This is a genomic window from Sphingopyxis sp., from assembly GCF_965279755.1.
GTDB lineage: Bacteria > Pseudomonadota > Alphaproteobacteria > Sphingomonadales > Sphingomonadaceae > Sphingopyxis.
The window spans coordinates 243,591-257,264 of sequence record NZ_OZ257261.1; the positions used below are offsets into that span (position 1 = coordinate 243,591).

Sequence of the window (13,674 nt, forward strand, 5' to 3'; positions counted from 1 at the left end):
TGAAGAGGATGCAACCAAGGTTCCCGGAAGGCCCCCACCATCACGAGTCCCGGACACATATGTAACAAAAGCGAATAAATCCTCCAAACTGAATTGGATGGAGCGAAGAGTTGATGCGGTGGATTTTGAGACAGGTTGGCCGGTACGGAAACGCCGACCGGGCGGTCAGATGCGCAGGATCGCCGCGCCCCAGGTAAAGCCGCCACCCATCGCCTCCAGCACGACCAGATCGCCGCGCTTGATCCGGCCGTCGCGGACCGCGAGGTCGAGTGCCAAAGGAACCGACGCCGCGGACGTATTGGCATGCTGATCGACAGTCAGCACGACACGTTCGGCAGGCAGCCCCAGCTTTTTGGCGGTGGCATCGATGATGCGCTTGTTCGCCTGATGCGGCACGACCCAGTCGACGTCGTCCGCCGACAGCCCCGTATCGGCGAGCACCTCGCCCAGCACCGACGCCAGATTGGTGACGGCATGGCGGAACACTTCACGCCCCTGCATGCGGACGTGGCCGACCGTGCCGGTCGTCGACGGGCCGCCATCGACATAGAGCATGTCGCAATATTTCCCCTCGGCGTGAAGCCGCGTCGCAAGGATCCCGCGGTCATCGGCGACCTCTTCAGCCGACAGTATGATCGCGCCGGCGCCGTCGCCGAACAGCACGCAGGTCGTACGGTCTTCCCAATCGAGAATGCGGCTGAAGGTCTCGCTGCCGATCACCAGCGCATGCTTGGCCGCGCCGGTCCGGAGCATCGAGTCGGCGACCGACACCGCATAGAGGAAACCCGAGCAGACCGCCGCGACGTCGAACGCAATGCAATCGGGCGCGCCGATCAGCGCCTGCACCTTGGTGGCGCTGGCGGGGAACGTATTGTCGGGGGTCGCCGTCGCGACGATGATCAGTCCGATGTCGGACGGCTCAAGGCCTGCGGCAGCGAGCGCCTGCTTCGCGGCATCGGCACCGAGCGTCGCGGTCGTCTCGTCGGGTTCGGCGATGTGGCGGAAGCGAATGCCCGTCCGCTCGACGATCCATTCATCGCTGGTGTCGACGCGCTTGGCCAGTTCGGCGTTCGAGACGCGGGTACGCGGAAGGGCCGATCCGGTGCCCGCGAGAATCGCGCGAAGCGTCATGCTGCGCCGTCTTTGCGAAAATTCGCGAGATCCTCGGTCACCTGACGCGTGATATCCTTTTCGATGAGTTCGGCGCAAAGGTGGACGCAGTTCGCGACCCCTTTCGCATCGGCGCTGCCATGGCTTTTCAGCACGACGCCGTTGAGGCCCAGGAACACCGCGCCATTGTGATTATTCGGGTCGAGATGATGCCGCAGCAGTTCGGTCGCGGGGCGCGAGATGAGGAAGCCGATCTTCGAACGCGTCGAACTGGTGAAGGCACGGCGCAGCAGGTCGGTGACGAAGCGCGCCGTTCCTTCGATCGTCTTCAGCGCGATATTGCCCGAGAAACCGTCATGGACGATCACGTCAACGTCGCCGCGCGACAATTTGTCGCCTTCGATGAACCCGGCGAACTGCATCGGCAGGCCTTGGGCATCGCGGAGCAGCGCCGCAGCATCGCGAATCTCGTCGGTGCCCTTGAGCTCTTCGGTGCCGATGTTCAGCAGCGCGACGCGCGGCTTTTCCAGCCCCATCGCGGTGCGCGCATAAGCGGCGCCCATGACCGCGAACTGGACGAGATTGTTGGCGTCGCAATCAGTGTTGGCGCCAAGGTCGAGCATCACGACGTCGTTATCGCCGAGCGTCGGCAGCAGCGCCGCCAGCGCCGGCCGGTCGATCCCCGGCATCGTGCGGAGTGCAAGCTTGGCCATCGCCATCAGCGCGCCGGTGTTGCCCGCCGAGACGGCGCCACCGGCATCGCCGCGCTTCACCGCATCGATCGCAAGCCCCATCGAGGTGCTTTTCGCTTTTCGGAGCGCCTGGCTGGGCTTGTCTTCCCCCGTCACGACACCGTCGGTGTGGATGATATCCGACGCCGCGCGCAGGTTCGGGTGGTTTTCAAGCGCAGCCTTGATCTGCCCCTCGTCGCCGACGAGGAGGAAACGCAGGCCATCATGCTTGTGGCGCGCCATAGCGGCGCCGGCGAGCATCATCCGCACGCCGACGTCACCGCCCATCGCATCGATCGCGATTCGCGGTGTAAGGCTCATTCTGGCGCCCTCCGGCTAGACTTAGGCGCCGGCCACCACTTCGCGACCGTTGTAGTGGCCGCAAGCGTTGCAAAGATTATGCGGGCGCTTCAGCTCGCCGCAATTGGGGCATTCCTGGAAGGCCTCGACCTTCAGGCTGTCGTGGCTACGACGCATGCCGCGCTTCGAGGGCGAGGTTTTTCGCTTGGGAACAGCCATTTTATTTCCTGCATTCCTAAATGTTTAATCGAATCGGCGAACCCGAACTTGTCGCTTCCGTTGCCGGAAATGACTGGCCCGCCCACCTGACCGAAGATCGGTTATCGTTGAAAAACGATCGGAAATCTTCTGCCGGAGGGTGCCTCAACGCCTGTTGGTGTCGGGTGCCGGATCGGGCGCGGCTATAGCGTTTTTGCCCGCAAAGGCAACCCCCGAGCGTCGCCGCGGCCGCCTCTTGCCGACCGGGGCCCGGAATGCCACATCTCCCGCACCGCCGGCCGGGGAAAACAGGCCGGCCAACATAATTGGGGGAAGCCATATGATTATCTTGCCGATCAGCCTGACGATTGCTGCGGGCGCCGCGCTGCTCAACCTGTGGCTCACGATGCGTGTCGGGCGTATGCGCGGACAGGAAAAGGTGTCGATCGGCGATGGAGGAAGCGAACCGCTGATCCGCCGCATGCGCGCGCACAGCAATTTCGTCGAAAACACCGCCTTCGTGCTGATCCTGCTCGCACTCGTCGAGCTCGGCGTCGGGTCGTCGGTGTGGCTGTGGGCCGTGGGCGCGCTCTATCTGGTCGGCCGCATCCTGCACGCGATCGGCATGGACGGCGCGATGTGGGGCCGCATGGCGGGAACGATCATCACGATGCTGACGCAGCTCGGCCTCGCCGGCTTCGCGATCTACGTGGTCTATGCGACGCCCGCCAGCTTCTCGTCGAAAGTGGTCGAGACCGAGGTTATCGCACCGCGCTGATCAGCCGACAACGCCGTCGGCGACATAGGGATTCGTCTGCCGTTCCTGCGCAAAGCTGCTGTGCGGGCCGTGGCCGGGGAGGAAGATCGTGTCGCCGCCGAGCGGCCACAGCTTTTGCGTGATCGAATCGAGCAATTGCTGATGATTGCCGCGGGGAAAATCGGTGCGGCCGATCGAGCCCTGAAACAGGACGTCACCGACGATCGCGAGCTTTGACGGGCCGTGATGGAAAACGACATGGCCCGGCGTATGCCCGGGGCAATGGATGACGTCGATCTCCAGATTACCGACGGTCACCTTATCGCCGTCGACGAGCCAGCGGTCAGGCTCGAAGGATTCGCCGACCATCCCGAAGCGTGCACCGTCTTCGGCGAATTGCTCGATCCAGAAGCGGTCGTCCTCGTGCGGACCTTCGATGGGCACGCCGAGTTCTTTCGCGAGCATCCCCGCCTGCCCGCAATGATCCATATGGCCGTGAGTGACGAGGATCTTCTCCACCTCGACCCCGGTCTGCTTGACTGCCGCCTTCAGCTTGTCGAGGTCGCCGCCGGGATCGACGAAGGCCGCCTTGTTGGTTTCGGTGCACCAAAGCAGGGTGCAGTTCTGCTGAAAGGCGGTGACCGGCACGATTGCGGCCTTGAGCGGAGGATTGGGAGCGTTCATGGGTCCGGATGTGGGCAAAGCGCGGCCGTTTGGCAAGTCCGCGCCTCAGCGCAGCGTCATCACATCGCCTTCGACATTCACCGCGTCGAGCTTGGCAAGGAAGCTCTGGCCGAGCAGCGAGACGCCCATGTCGGCGTCGATCACTGCCGCCTCGACCCGGCGGACCTCGATCCCCTCGACATTGACGCTGTCGAGCATGACCATCCGCATCGGAATCTGGCCGCCAGCGGTCTGCGCCATACCCCCAACCGGCAGGCTGTCTACGTCGATCCCGATCGCCTCGGCATCGGTCCGCGTCAGCGCCACCATCGAGGCGCCGCTATCGACGAGCATGCGGATCCGCCTGCCCTGCACTTCGGTCTCGGCATAGAAGTGCGAATCAGACGCGCGCCGGATCTGCACCGCACCCGGGCGCGACGCTGGCGTCCCGGTAGATGCGGCGGCAGCCTCGCGCTTCTTTGTCGTCCAGTTGTTTTCGCCGGCATAGGGATCGACCACCGGCGCTGCCGACGCCTCGGACTTTTGCCGGCCGGCGATACTCGCCATGCCGATCGAGCCCACCGCGATCATCGCGGCCAAGGTGATGAAACGCCCCAACATGGCGCGCTTGTCGCAGATCATCGTTGGAGAATGGTTAAGTCAGCCGCGCTCGATGAAGGCGCGCCAGTTCGGTGTCTCGCCGCGAATGCTGTAGGTTATGCGCGCGCAGGCATAGGGGCGCCCCGGCGCATTGTCGGCCTCCGCGGCCGTCTGAGGCCACGCCTGTTCGGGGCCGCCGGAACCCCAGCAGACGATCGCCTCGGCTTCGGGCCTCGCGGCGATGGCGGCGCGGTCGTCGGCGGTCAGTGACGCGGGCGGCTGCCACCCCAGGATCACGCGGTGCGTGAAGCCTCTCGCGAACAGGGCGTGGCGGAACGGACTGTCACGGTCGGCAAGCAGAGCCGCAACGCGGGCGCGGTCGGACGATGCGAGCCACTGTCCGCCAAGCAGCGGTGCCCACTGGCTTTCGTCGAGCGAGCGAAGCGCGGGGAGCAATTCGTCCGCCGCCGCCGCAAACCGCGCCGTCCATGGCGAGTCGGCCGAAAGCGGCACCAGCGCGGAGGGCTCGGATACCGTCTCGGCTTCGATTGGAACAAGCGGCGGCTCGGCCGCAACCGGCGTCGCGACAGCGAAAGCGGCAAACGCCGCAGCGATCAGGGAAGCGCGCATGGCAGGCAAGCTATCACGCCCGCCTGCACCTGTCATGAACTGGGATCGGGGGTCAGCGCCTCGCGCATCCATTCCGGCGCCGTCGCCGGATCGATCGCCTCTGTCCGTCGATGTTCGACCGACCAGCCGAGGTCGGGCCAGGCGATCACCTGACGCTTTTCGTCCGCCTGAGCGATCGGCACGACGACCAGACGGCGATTCACTTTTTGCCGCCAATTCATCCGCGCGGTATTTTCCTGCCCGACGTAGCAGCCCTTGGTAAAGCTGACGCCGTTCAACTCGGCAGCGTTGCATTCGAGCCACAGCGTCGTTCCGTCGCCCAGCTCTGCACGCCCCTCGGTCACGCCAAGCGACAGGCGGTGCGCTTTCCATGCCGCATCGGCGCCTTCGTCGCCGTCGGCGGGCGCTAGCCAGCGCTGGCCAAGGCCCGAGAGGCGCGGATCGACGACGCCCAAGTCGCCGCCCTCACGCGTCCAATGGACGCAAAGATCGGCCTCGCGCTCGATGGCGATCGCACGGCGCAGGCGATATAGCGTCAGCCGCCTCGCAAGGTCGCCCGCGGCGTCGCGCTCGCAGTCGATCAACAGGTCGTCACCGTCGCCCCAGATCAGAAAATCGAACAGCGCCTTGCCCTGCGGCGTCAGCAGCGCCGACCAAACCGGCAGGTTGCCCGACACATCATTGGTGACGAGGCCTTGCAGGAAGCCGCGCACATCCTCCCCCGACAGACGGATGAGTGCACGATCGACGAGGGTGGTATTGGTCATGGCGATAATCTAGGGACGCCCCAGCTAAAGCCAAGCCCCACTATCGACGAGTCTTCCGATGACCGACCGCCTGACGATCCGCCGCCCCGACGACTGGCACGTCCATCTGCGCGACGGCGCGATGCTCGATCATGTCGCGCAATATACCGCGCGTCAGTTTGCTCGGGCGATCATCATGCCGAACCTGTCTCCGCCGGTGACGACGGCGAAGGAAGGTGCGGCCTATCGCGACCGCATCCGCGCCGCGGTGCCGCGGGAGCTGGATTTCACCCCGCTGATCGTCGCCTACCTCACCGACAGCAGCGACCCCGACGAAATGGCGCGCGGCCATAATGAGGGCGTGTTCACGGCCGCCAAGCTGTATCCCGCCCATGCCACGACGGGCAGCGCGCACGGCGTCACCGACATCGCGAACATCATGCCGGTGCTGGAACGCATGGCCGAGATCGGCATGCCGCTGTTGATCCATGGCGAGGTCACCGACCATGATGTCGATATCTTCGACCGCGAAGCAGTGTTCATCGACCGCACCTTGGCGCCGCTGGTAAAAAAGCTGCCGCAGCTAAAGATCGTCTTCGAGCATATCACGACGTCCGAAGCGGTCGAGTTCGTGAAGAGCGCGCCCGCCAATGTCGGCGCGACGATTACCCCGCAGCATCTGCATATCAACCGCAACGCGATGCTCGTCGGCGGCATCCGCCCGCACGCCTACTGCCTGCCCGTCGCGAAGCGCGAGCAGCACCGCCTCGCCGTCCGCGCCGCCGCTGTGTCGGGTTCGCCGAAATTCTTCCTCGGCACCGACAGCGCGCCGCATGTCGTTCATACAAAGGAAGCCGCCTGCGGCTGCGCGGGCATCTTCAATGCCCCCTACGCCTTGGAAAGCTATGTCGCGGTGTTCGACGAGGAAGGCGCGCTCGACAAGTTCGAGGGTTTCGCCAGCGAGCATGGACCGAAATTCTATGGCCTGCCGCTGAATGGCGGAACGATTACGCTCGAGCGCGGCGAGACGGTCGTGCCCGAACGTGTCGGCGATGTCGTGCCCTTCCATGCGGGCGAGACGCTCGGCTGGAAACTCCTTTAGGCGATCTCGACGATCCGGTCGGCGCGCATCTTGCGCCACATGTCGAAGCTGAACACCGCGATACTGACCCAGATCAGCAGGAAGCAGGCGAGTTGCACGGGCTTCAGCGGCTCGTGAAAGACGAACAGGCCGAGCAGGAACTGGATCGTCGGCGCCATATATTGCACGAAGCCGAGCGCGGCATAGCTCATCCGGCGGGCCGCGGTTGCGAACAGCAAGAGCGGCACGGCGGTGACGATGCCCCCCGCCATCAGCAGCAGACTGATCGAACCGTCCGACCCGAAACCTCGCCCGTCAGCCACCCACAGATAATAGGTCGATGCTGCGAGCGCCAAGGGCATCAACAGCGTCGTCTCGATCGCGAGGCCCGGAAGCGAGCCCACGGGCACGACCTTCCGGATCAGGCCATAGAAGCCGAAGCTGAAGGCCAGCGTCAGGCTGATCCACAGCGTATCGAGCGCACCGGCGAGGAGGATCGCGACCCCGACGCCCGCGATGGCCACCGCGACCATCTGCAGCCGGCCGAGGCGCTCGCCGAGAAAGATCATCCCGAGCATCACATTGACCAGCGGGTTGAGATAATAGCCTAGGCTGGCCGCGAGGACATGGCCGGTGAAGATCGAATAGATATAGACAAGCCAGTTGACCGCGATCAGCAACGCACTCGCCAGCAGCAGCCGCAATACGCGCGGGTCGCGGAGTGCGACCAGATAATCGCCGATCTGCCGCCGGAAGAGCATGATAAGGAAGCAGAGCGGCAGCGACCAGACGATGCGCTGCGCCAGCACCTCGACCGGCGGGACGCTCGACAGCATTTTGAAGAACAGCGGGACGAAGCCCCAGATTCCATAGGCCGCGAGCGCAAAGGGCAGACCGCCCTGCTCGCTCCCCGCGGGGGCTGGTGCCTGTGCCATGATGGTCAGCCGTTCCGGATCAGATGATGCCGCCGCCGAGCATCAGGCGGATCACGCCGATGACGATGACGACGATGTTCAGATTGCGTCCGGCAGTCCGGTCGGACATCGCACCGAGCGCCAGACCGACAACCGCAATCGGAATGATCACCCAATTCGCCCAGCCCAGCAGCGGGATGAACGCGAAAACGGCGAGAATCAGAGCGATGACGCCGATGACGATCGAGGAGACGTTGAGCATAGCCTATATGTCGCATGGCGACCTCCGCCCTTCAAGACACTTTCGGTTCGTCGATGCGAACACTCGCTTCGTCTTGTTGCCTACGGTTCATGCAACGGGTCGCGGACCCGACTCGTTCTCTCCTTCGAAGTGCCCGCTCCGGCAACGGATGGAGGGCGCCGAGACCAGGAAAGGATTGAACATGCGTAATCTCACCAAAGGCCTGACGGGCCTGTTCATCGCAGCCAGCATGGTCGGCATTGCCCCGGCGCACGCGGGCATGTCGACCGCCGTCCCGACACAGGGTTATGGCAAGGCGGATACCGATGCGAACTTCTATCGCAAGAAGGACCGCCGCTACTATGCTTCGCGCGACCAGCGCGTGAACGGCAACACCCGCATCTGGCGCGGCGACGACGGCCGTTATCGCTGCAAGAAGGACAATGGCACGACCGGTCTGCTGATCGGCGGCGCGGTCGGCGGCTTGGCTGGCCACGAGATCGCGGGCAATGGCGACAAGCTGCTCGGCACGGTGCTCGGCGCCGCGGGTGGCGCACTGCTCGGCCGCGAAATCGACAAGGATAAATATCGCTGCCGCTAAGCGATAGAGACCCGTCGCGGGTGTGGGTCCGAGACCCCTCCGCCCGCACACGTGATGGCGAGGGCGCCGGCCGCGAGGTCGGCGCCCTCAATTTTTTGCGCCTTGCCCCTCCCCGGCCCCTGCCCCACAAGCGTCGGCCAATCGCGGATGGAGAGAGATATGCTGAACGGTCCCTTGCTTGTTACCGAACGGCTGATCCTGCGTCCGCCCGCAACCGAAGACTTCGACGGTTTCGCGGAGATGTGCGCCGAGGAAGAAACGATGCGCTTTATCGGCGGGGCCTGCGCGCGTTCGCAGGCCTGGCGGCTGTGGTGCACGCTGGCCGGGGCATGGCATATTCGCGGCTTTTCGATGTTTTCGGTGATCGAACGCGACACTGGCGAATGGGTCGGCCGGCTCGGCCCGTGGGAGCCCGACGGCTGGCCTGCGCCCGAGATCGCCTATGGCGTGCGAGCAAAATTCGCCGGCAAGGGCTATGCTTTCGAGGGCGCGGTCGCGGCCTGCGACTTCGCGGTCGAATTTCTCAAATGGCCCGAACTGATGCACAGCATCGATCCCGCCAACACACGGTCGCAAGCGCTCGCGAAACGGTTGGGCGCGACGAATAGCGGCCCGACGCGCCTGCCCGCTCCCTTCGAGGATGCGCCGGTCGATGCGTGGACGCAAAGTGCCGATGCCTGGCGCATCAAACGCAAGGAATTCCTGCCCTAAAAGTCCGAAATCCCGAAGCGCGGGATCCCTTGGTTGACGCCGGGCGGATCGAGCACGGTGATATCGAGGTCGATCGGCTCGCCGATCCAGTGCGCAAGGCTGGTATGATCGGCGAGATCGTCATCGGTGAGCGGATGGACGAGCGCCCGCAACCCCGTCGCCTCGATCGCCGCGACCACTGCGGCGCGATGACTGGCAAGGAAATGCACCTCATATTGCGCGACCGGATGCGGGCCGACTCCGGCATCGGTCATCGCCCCGACGAAGAGGATCGCCGGGTCGCGGCCGAAATCGTCGCGCAACGTGGCCGCAGCGGGACGCTCGGCCGGGTCGTAATAGATATGGGCGTGAAAGGGCGCGTCCGGGTTTGTCATACCCTGATATCTAGCCCCGGTTTCACCGCGCGAACACCCGTTTCAACCACGCATCGACGGTCGCGGTCGGCGCATAGGCCGGATCGCCCAGCCGCCGGTTGATTTCGGCGTGCCCTTGCAGCCCTTCGCCCGGAAAGCTGCCGAACGCGACCGCGCTGCCACCGGCCTTCAGCGCCTTGCCGAGCGCTTCGGCCTGCCGCACGCCGTCAGGACGCTGGACGTGGAGGAGCAGGAATTGCGGCGCGTTGGGCGCGGCCGCCTGCAAGGTCGGCGACAGCGTCTTCTGCCGCGCCGGATCGGTTCCGAACGCCTGCTTGTAGGTCGCCTGCATGACCTGCGGCCCGTCCGCCATCTGTGCGGGAACGTCATAAGCTGCGCCGTCGATCGGGATCACCCCTGCGATATCGGCAAAGCTCAAACCGGCAGCGCGCAGATATTTTTCGTCCGTCCCGACCAGCGCGACAAGATGCGCGCCAGCGCTATGCCCCATCAGCACGATCCGCCGCCGGTCGATGCCCAGCCCGCCGGCGCGATCAACAAGCGCCTTCACAGCGCTCGCGACGTCGGTCGCCTGCTGCTCGACCGTGGCATCCGGAACGAGGCGATAATTGATCGAGGCAAAGGCGTAGCCCTCGCCCGGATAATGGACCGGCTTGAACTGGCCGGTGGCATTGTCCTTGCTGCCGCGTTTCCACCCGCCACCATGGACGAAGACGACCAACGGGGCCGGCCCCTTCGCATCCTTCGCGCGCCAGATATCGAGATTTTGCAGCGCATGGCTGCCATAGGCGATCGTCTCGCTACCCGGCGCCTTCGCCCCTTCCTCGCCGCCGCGACGCTCGGCCAACCGCTCACGCAGGCGGTCGCGCATCTTTTCGCGCGCGTCGGCAAAGGGCGTCGTCACGCTCAAACTCGTCATCGCGAAAGCCGCGAGCGTGGCACATCCCAACCAGTTTCGTGTCGTCATTGCGTATCTCCGCTGCCCCAGCACGCCGGGTCTCGCCTGCAATTGTCGCAAAATCATCCCGCTCTGGGTTGCCTCGCCGTCCAAATCCGCTAAGGCCGCGCCGGGCCGACGCTGGTCGTTTCGGGCCTCAGTTCAGCAGGACAGTATCATGGCAAATGTCACCGTCATCGGGTCGCAATGGGGCGACGAGGGCAAGGGCAAGATCGTCGACTGGCTCGCCAGCCGGGCCGACGCGGTGGTCCGCTTCCAGGGCGGTCACAATGCCGGCCATACGCTCGTCGTTGGCGAGCAGGTCTACAAGCTGTCGCTGCTTCCCTCGGGCATCGTCACCGGCACGCTGTCGATCATCGGCAATGGTGTCGTGCTCGATCCGTGGGCGCTGCGCGACGAGATCGCCAAGCTGCGCGGCCAGGGGGTTGCCATAAACCCCGAGAATTTCGCGATCGCCGACAATTGCGCGCTGATCCTGCCGTTTCACCGCGACCTTGATGCGCTGCGCGAAACCGCGGCGGGCGCCGGCAAGATCGGCACTACCGGCCGCGGCATCGGCCCGGCCTATGAGGACAAGGTCGGTCGCCGCGCGATCCGCGTCTGCGACCTCGCGCACCTCGACAAGCTCGATCCGCAGCTCGATCGCCTGACTGCGCACCACGACGCGCTGCGCGCTGGCTTCGGCGAACCGCCGATCGACCGGGAACGCCTGATCGCCGACCTCACCGAAATCGCCGACTATGTGCTCGAATATGCGCAGCCCGTCTGGAAGCGCCTGAAGAAGGTCCGCAAGGCCGGCGCGCGCATCCTGTTCGAAGGCGCGCAGGGCGTGCTGCTCGACGTCGATCACGGCACCTATCCCTTCGTTACCAGTTCGAACACCGTCAGCGGCACCGCCGCATCGGGCTCGGGCCTTGGCCCCAGCGCCGTCGGCTTCGTGCTCGGCATCGCCAAGGCCTATACGACGCGTGTCGGCAGCGGCCCCTTCCCCACCGAGCTGGAGGATGAAATCGGCCAGCGTCTCGGCGAGCGCGGGCATGAGTTCGGCACGGTCACCGGCCGCAAGCGCCGCTGCGGCTGGTTCGACGCGGTGCTCGTGCGCCAGAGCTGCGCCGTGTCGGGCGTCACCGGCATCGCGCTGACCAAGCTCGACGTGCTCGACGGCTTCGACACGATCCGCATCTGCACGGGCTATCGCCTGCGCGGCAAGATCCTCGACTATTTCCCCGCACACGCCGCCGATCAGGCCGAGGTCGAGCCGATCTACGAGGAAATGGACGGCTGGCACGAAACCACCGCGGGCGCGCGCAGCTATGCCGACCTGCCCGCACAGGCGATCAAATATGTCCAGCGCGTGCAGGAACTGATCGAAACCCCGATCGCGCTCGTGTCGACCAGCCCCGAGCGCGAGGACACGATCCTGATCCGCGACCCGTTCAGCGACTAGTCGAGCTGCCCCTCCCCGCGCTATAGCGACGGTGTGGGAGGGCGCCGATGACGACCAGAAGAACCGGCTGGGCCGAAAACGAGCGTTTGCTGTTCGTCTTGGTCGCGGCGCTGCTCGCGATGAGCGCGATCATTGTCGCCGTCGCCGGCACGGGTATCGACGGCACGCGGATGCTGATCCGCGCGACCGCGCGCAGTTCGCTGCTGATCTTCGTCGCTGCTTTTGCCGCAAGCTCGCTGGTTCGTCTGTGGCCGACCCCGACGACGCGCTGGATGATCCGCAACCGGCGCTGGCTGGGGCTGGGCTTCGCCTTCTCGCACCTCATCCACCTGATCGCGATCCTGTGGCTGTTTGGCGTCTATAGTGGTCAGACGCCGCCACCGCCGATGCGGACGATCGTCGGGGGCGGAATCGCCTATATCTTCATTCTGTTGCTCGCCGCGACGTCCTGGAACGGCGCGGTGCGCGCGCTCGGCGCACGCAATTGGCAACGGCTGCACAAGGCCGGCGTCTGGTATATCTGGCTGATTTTCATGGTCAGCTATGGCGGTCGGGCGGCCTTAGACCCGCTCTATCTGCCGCCCGCCCTGCTATTGCTCGGCGCCGCGGCGCTGCGTTTCACAGCCGCGCACCGCCGCACTGCGTCCTAGACTTTCTGGGTCGCAACGGCGCGGATCGCCGCGACGAAACCCTCGGGATCATCCTCCTGGATGAAATGCCCGCCCTTCAGCGTCCGATGCTCCATGCCCGCGGTGCCGGGCACGCGCCCCCGGAACAACGCGTCGCCGCCGCGGGTGATGGGATCGCCGTCGGAAAAGCAGCAGAGGAAAGGCTTGTCGAAAGCCTCCAGCGCTGCCCACGCCCGTTTCTGATCGGGCACTGCGACATTGTGGCCGAGCGGAACGAAGGAGGGGTAGACACGTGCCGCGACTTTGGACGCGCGCGTCGGAAAAGGCGCGTCATAGGCGGCGATTTCCGCCTCGCTCAATTCGCGCTTTGCGCCCGCCTTCACGATCTTCCCGATCGGAAAGACCGGACTGTAGCGCGAGAAGGCCCGCCAGATCGCAAAGGCACGCGGCGCCGGCTGGCCCTCGGGCAGTCCGCCGTTGGACAGCGCGACCCCCGCAAACCGCTCGGGCATTTCGGCGACGAGCCGGAGGCCGATCAGCGAACCCCAGTCCTGGCAGGCGAGGATCATGTTCCGGAGGTCCAGCGCCTCGATCCACTGCCGCATCCAAGCGACCTGCGCGGCATAACTATAATCCGACCGGTCAAGCGGCTTGTCCGAGCGCCCGAAACCGATCAGGTCCGGCGCGACGACGCGAAAGCCCGAGTGAACGGCGGGGCCGATCATATGGCGATAGAGGTAGGACCAGGTCGGTTCGCCGTGCAGCATCAGCACCGGCTGGGCATCGGCCGCCCCCTCATCGACATAATGGACGCGCAATCCGCCCTCGATCTCCAGATATTTCGGCGCATAGGGCCAATCGGGCAGCCCCTCGAAGCGCGCGTCCGGCGTGCGATAGATCCGCATAATGTCCCCCTCTTCCCGGCGGGCAGCTTAGCGCGCGGCGACCGCTTGTCCATGCGCGGCGATCGCGTAAAGATGGCG

General features: G+C 65.2%; 18 protein-coding genes. 6 read left to right on the forward strand and 12 right to left on the reverse strand.

All coding sequences use genetic code 11. The annotated features are described in order from the left end of the window. Positions 1 to 165: 165 nt before the first annotated feature. Genes ACQY80_RS01265 through rpmF form a run of 3 tightly spaced genes read right to left on the reverse strand, consistent with a single transcriptional unit; the run spans position 166 to position 2,360 of the window. Complete coding sequence (locus ACQY80_RS01265) at positions 166 to 1,131, reverse strand: beta-ketoacyl-ACP synthase III (protein WP_428682844.1); 966 nt, start codon at positions 1,129 to 1,131, stop codon at positions 166 to 168. Continuing rightward, positions 1,128 to 2,162 (reverse strand): phosphate acyltransferase PlsX, encoded by a 1,035-nt coding sequence (gene plsX, locus ACQY80_RS01270; RefSeq protein WP_428682846.1) that lies wholly within the window; start codon positions 2,160 to 2,162, stop codon positions 1,128 to 1,130. The genes ACQY80_RS01265 and plsX overlap by 4 nt, the downstream gene beginning before the upstream one ends. Positions 2,163 to 2,183: 21 nt before the next feature. Then, positions 2,184 to 2,360, reverse strand: a complete 177-nt coding sequence (rpmF, locus tag ACQY80_RS01275; protein WP_053553947.1) for a 50S ribosomal protein L32 — start codon at positions 2,358 to 2,360, stop codon at positions 2,184 to 2,186. Positions 2,361 to 2,679: 319 nt separating this feature from the next. Between rpmF and ACQY80_RS01280 the strand changes: the two genes are divergently transcribed. Beyond that, positions 2,680 to 3,117 carry an MAPEG family protein gene (locus ACQY80_RS01280; RefSeq protein ID WP_428682848.1) on the forward strand — a complete coding sequence of 146 codons (438 nt, stop codon included), beginning with the start codon at positions 2,680 to 2,682 and terminating at the stop codon, positions 3,115 to 3,117. Here the strand turns inward: ACQY80_RS01280 and ACQY80_RS01285 are convergent, their stop codons facing one another. From ACQY80_RS01285 to ACQY80_RS01300, 4 genes are read right to left on the reverse strand one after another with little or no spacing between them, the layout of a single operon-like run. Further along, entirely contained in the window at positions 3,118 to 3,780 is a 663-nt protein-coding gene (locus ACQY80_RS01285; protein ID WP_428682850.1) for an MBL fold metallo-hydrolase, read from the reverse strand. It abuts the gene before it with no gap. A gap of 45 nt (positions 3,781 to 3,825) precedes the next feature. Beyond that, on the reverse strand, positions 3,826 to 4,380 hold the full coding sequence (locus tag ACQY80_RS01290; protein ID WP_428682852.1) for a retropepsin-like aspartic protease family protein: 555 nt from the start codon (positions 4,378 to 4,380) through the stop codon (positions 3,826 to 3,828). A gap of 39 nt (positions 4,381 to 4,419) precedes the next feature. Next, the gene (locus ACQY80_RS01295) at positions 4,420 to 4,989 is read right to left on the reverse strand and encodes a hypothetical protein (protein ID WP_428682854.1); all 570 of its coding nucleotides are present in this window, start codon (positions 4,987 to 4,989) and stop codon (positions 4,420 to 4,422) included. A 32-nt stretch (positions 4,990 to 5,021) separates the two neighbouring features. Further along, complete coding sequence (locus ACQY80_RS01300; RefSeq protein WP_428682856.1) at positions 5,022 to 5,756, reverse strand: YgfZ/GcvT domain-containing protein; 735 nt, start codon at positions 5,754 to 5,756, stop codon at positions 5,022 to 5,024. A 58-nt stretch (positions 5,757 to 5,814) separates the two neighbouring features. On the opposite strand from ACQY80_RS01300, the gene pyrC reads away from it, so the two are divergent. Continuing rightward, entirely contained in the window at positions 5,815 to 6,837 is a 1,023-nt protein-coding gene (pyrC, locus tag ACQY80_RS01305) for a dihydroorotase (RefSeq protein WP_428682858.1), read from the forward strand. On the opposite strand, the gene rarD is transcribed toward pyrC, so the two are convergent. Together rarD and ACQY80_RS01315 are read right to left on the reverse strand one after the other, a co-directional pair. After that, on the reverse strand, positions 6,834 to 7,751 hold the full coding sequence (rarD, locus tag ACQY80_RS01310; protein ID WP_428682860.1) for an EamA family transporter RarD: 918 nt from the start codon (positions 7,749 to 7,751) through the stop codon (positions 6,834 to 6,836). The two genes, pyrC and rarD, sit on opposite strands and share 4 nt — an antisense overlap. Before the next feature lie 19 nt (positions 7,752 to 7,770). After that, positions 7,771 to 7,992, reverse strand: a complete 222-nt coding sequence (locus ACQY80_RS01315; protein WP_428682862.1) for a hypothetical protein — start codon at positions 7,990 to 7,992, stop codon at positions 7,771 to 7,773. Positions 7,993 to 8,173: 181 nt separating this feature from the next. Here ACQY80_RS01315 and ACQY80_RS01320 point away from each other — a divergent pair, with 181 nt between their 5' ends. Beyond that, a complete protein-coding gene (locus ACQY80_RS01320) occupies positions 8,174 to 8,572 on the forward strand; it encodes a glycine zipper 2TM domain-containing protein (RefSeq protein ID WP_428682864.1) in 399 nt (132 codons plus the stop codon). Positions 8,573 to 8,731: 159 nt separating this feature from the next. Then, positions 8,732 to 9,283: a GNAT family N-acetyltransferase gene (locus ACQY80_RS01325; RefSeq protein ID WP_428682866.1), complete on the forward strand. Its 552-nt coding sequence runs from the start codon at positions 8,732 to 8,734 to the stop codon at positions 9,281 to 9,283. On the opposite strand, the gene ACQY80_RS01330 is transcribed toward ACQY80_RS01325, so the two are convergent. Both ACQY80_RS01330 and ACQY80_RS01335 read right to left on the reverse strand, forming a co-directional pair. Next, positions 9,280 to 9,657, reverse strand: a complete 378-nt coding sequence (locus ACQY80_RS01330) for a DOPA 4,5-dioxygenase family protein (RefSeq protein ID WP_428682868.1) — start codon at positions 9,655 to 9,657, stop codon at positions 9,280 to 9,282. The genes ACQY80_RS01325 and ACQY80_RS01330 overlap by 4 nt on opposite strands. Before the next feature lie 22 nt (positions 9,658 to 9,679). Then, entirely contained in the window at positions 9,680 to 10,576 is an 897-nt protein-coding gene (locus tag ACQY80_RS01335) for an alpha/beta hydrolase (protein ID WP_428682870.1), read from the reverse strand. A 196-nt stretch (positions 10,577 to 10,772) separates the two neighbouring features. Between ACQY80_RS01335 and ACQY80_RS01340 the strand changes: the two genes are divergently transcribed. Further along, a complete protein-coding gene (locus tag ACQY80_RS01340; RefSeq protein ID WP_428682872.1) occupies positions 10,773 to 12,062 on the forward strand; it encodes an adenylosuccinate synthase in 1,290 nt (429 codons plus the stop codon). A gap of 47 nt (positions 12,063 to 12,109) precedes the next feature. Continuing rightward, the gene (locus tag ACQY80_RS01345) at positions 12,110 to 12,712 is read left to right on the forward strand and encodes a hypothetical protein (RefSeq protein WP_428682874.1); all 603 of its coding nucleotides are present in this window, start codon (positions 12,110 to 12,112) and stop codon (positions 12,710 to 12,712) included. On the opposite strand, the gene ACQY80_RS01350 is transcribed toward ACQY80_RS01345, so the two are convergent. Further along, entirely contained in the window at positions 12,709 to 13,596 is an 888-nt protein-coding gene (locus tag ACQY80_RS01350; RefSeq protein ID WP_428682876.1) for a haloalkane dehalogenase, read from the reverse strand. The two genes, ACQY80_RS01345 and ACQY80_RS01350, sit on opposite strands and share 4 nt — an antisense overlap. Positions 13,597 to 13,674 lie beyond the last annotated feature (78 nt).

Excerpts from the sequence above, each read along its gene's own strand:
- ACQY80_RS01265 (WP_428682844.1), bottom strand. The coding sequence starts at position 1,131 with ATGACGCTTCGCGCGATTCTCGCGGGCACCGGATCGGCCCTTCCGCGT.
- plsX (WP_428682846.1), bottom strand. The coding sequence starts at position 2,162 with ATGAGCCTTACACCGCGAATCGCGATCGATGCGATGGGCGGTGACGTC.
- rpmF (WP_053553947.1), bottom strand. The coding sequence starts at position 2,360 with ATGGCTGTTCCCAAGCGAAAAACCTCGCCCTCGAAGCGCGGCATGCGT.
- ACQY80_RS01280 (WP_428682848.1), top strand. The coding sequence starts at position 2,680 with ATGATTATCTTGCCGATCAGCCTGACGATTGCTGCGGGCGCCGCGCTG.
- ACQY80_RS01285 (WP_428682850.1), bottom strand. The coding sequence starts at position 3,780 with ATGAACGCTCCCAATCCTCCGCTCAAGGCCGCAATCGTGCCGGTCACC.
- ACQY80_RS01290 (WP_428682852.1), bottom strand. The coding sequence starts at position 4,380 with ATGTTGGGGCGTTTCATCACCTTGGCCGCGATGATCGCGGTGGGCTCG.
- ACQY80_RS01295 (WP_428682854.1), bottom strand. The coding sequence starts at position 4,989 with ATGCGCGCTTCCCTGATCGCTGCGGCGTTTGCCGCTTTCGCTGTCGCG.
- ACQY80_RS01300 (WP_428682856.1), bottom strand. The coding sequence starts at position 5,756 with ATGACCAATACCACCCTCGTCGATCGTGCACTCATCCGTCTGTCGGGG.
- pyrC (WP_428682858.1), top strand. The coding sequence starts at position 5,815 with ATGACCGACCGCCTGACGATCCGCCGCCCCGACGACTGGCACGTCCAT.
- rarD (WP_428682860.1), bottom strand. The coding sequence starts at position 7,751 with ATGGCACAGGCACCAGCCCCCGCGGGGAGCGAGCAGGGCGGTCTGCCC.
- ACQY80_RS01315 (WP_428682862.1), bottom strand. The coding sequence starts at position 7,992 with ATGCTCAACGTCTCCTCGATCGTCATCGGCGTCATCGCTCTGATTCTC.
- ACQY80_RS01320 (WP_428682864.1), top strand. The coding sequence starts at position 8,174 with ATGCGTAATCTCACCAAAGGCCTGACGGGCCTGTTCATCGCAGCCAGC.
- ACQY80_RS01325 (WP_428682866.1), top strand. The coding sequence starts at position 8,732 with ATGCTGAACGGTCCCTTGCTTGTTACCGAACGGCTGATCCTGCGTCCG.
- ACQY80_RS01330 (WP_428682868.1), bottom strand. The coding sequence starts at position 9,657 with ATGACAAACCCGGACGCGCCCTTTCACGCCCATATCTATTACGACCCG.
- ACQY80_RS01335 (WP_428682870.1), bottom strand. The coding sequence starts at position 10,576 with ATGACGAGTTTGAGCGTGACGACGCCCTTTGCCGACGCGCGCGAAAAG.
- ACQY80_RS01340 (WP_428682872.1), top strand. The coding sequence starts at position 10,773 with ATGGCAAATGTCACCGTCATCGGGTCGCAATGGGGCGACGAGGGCAAG.
- ACQY80_RS01345 (WP_428682874.1), top strand. The coding sequence starts at position 12,110 with ATGACGACCAGAAGAACCGGCTGGGCCGAAAACGAGCGTTTGCTGTTC.
- ACQY80_RS01350 (WP_428682876.1), bottom strand. The coding sequence starts at position 13,596 with ATGCGGATCTATCGCACGCCGGACGCGCGCTTCGAGGGGCTGCCCGAT.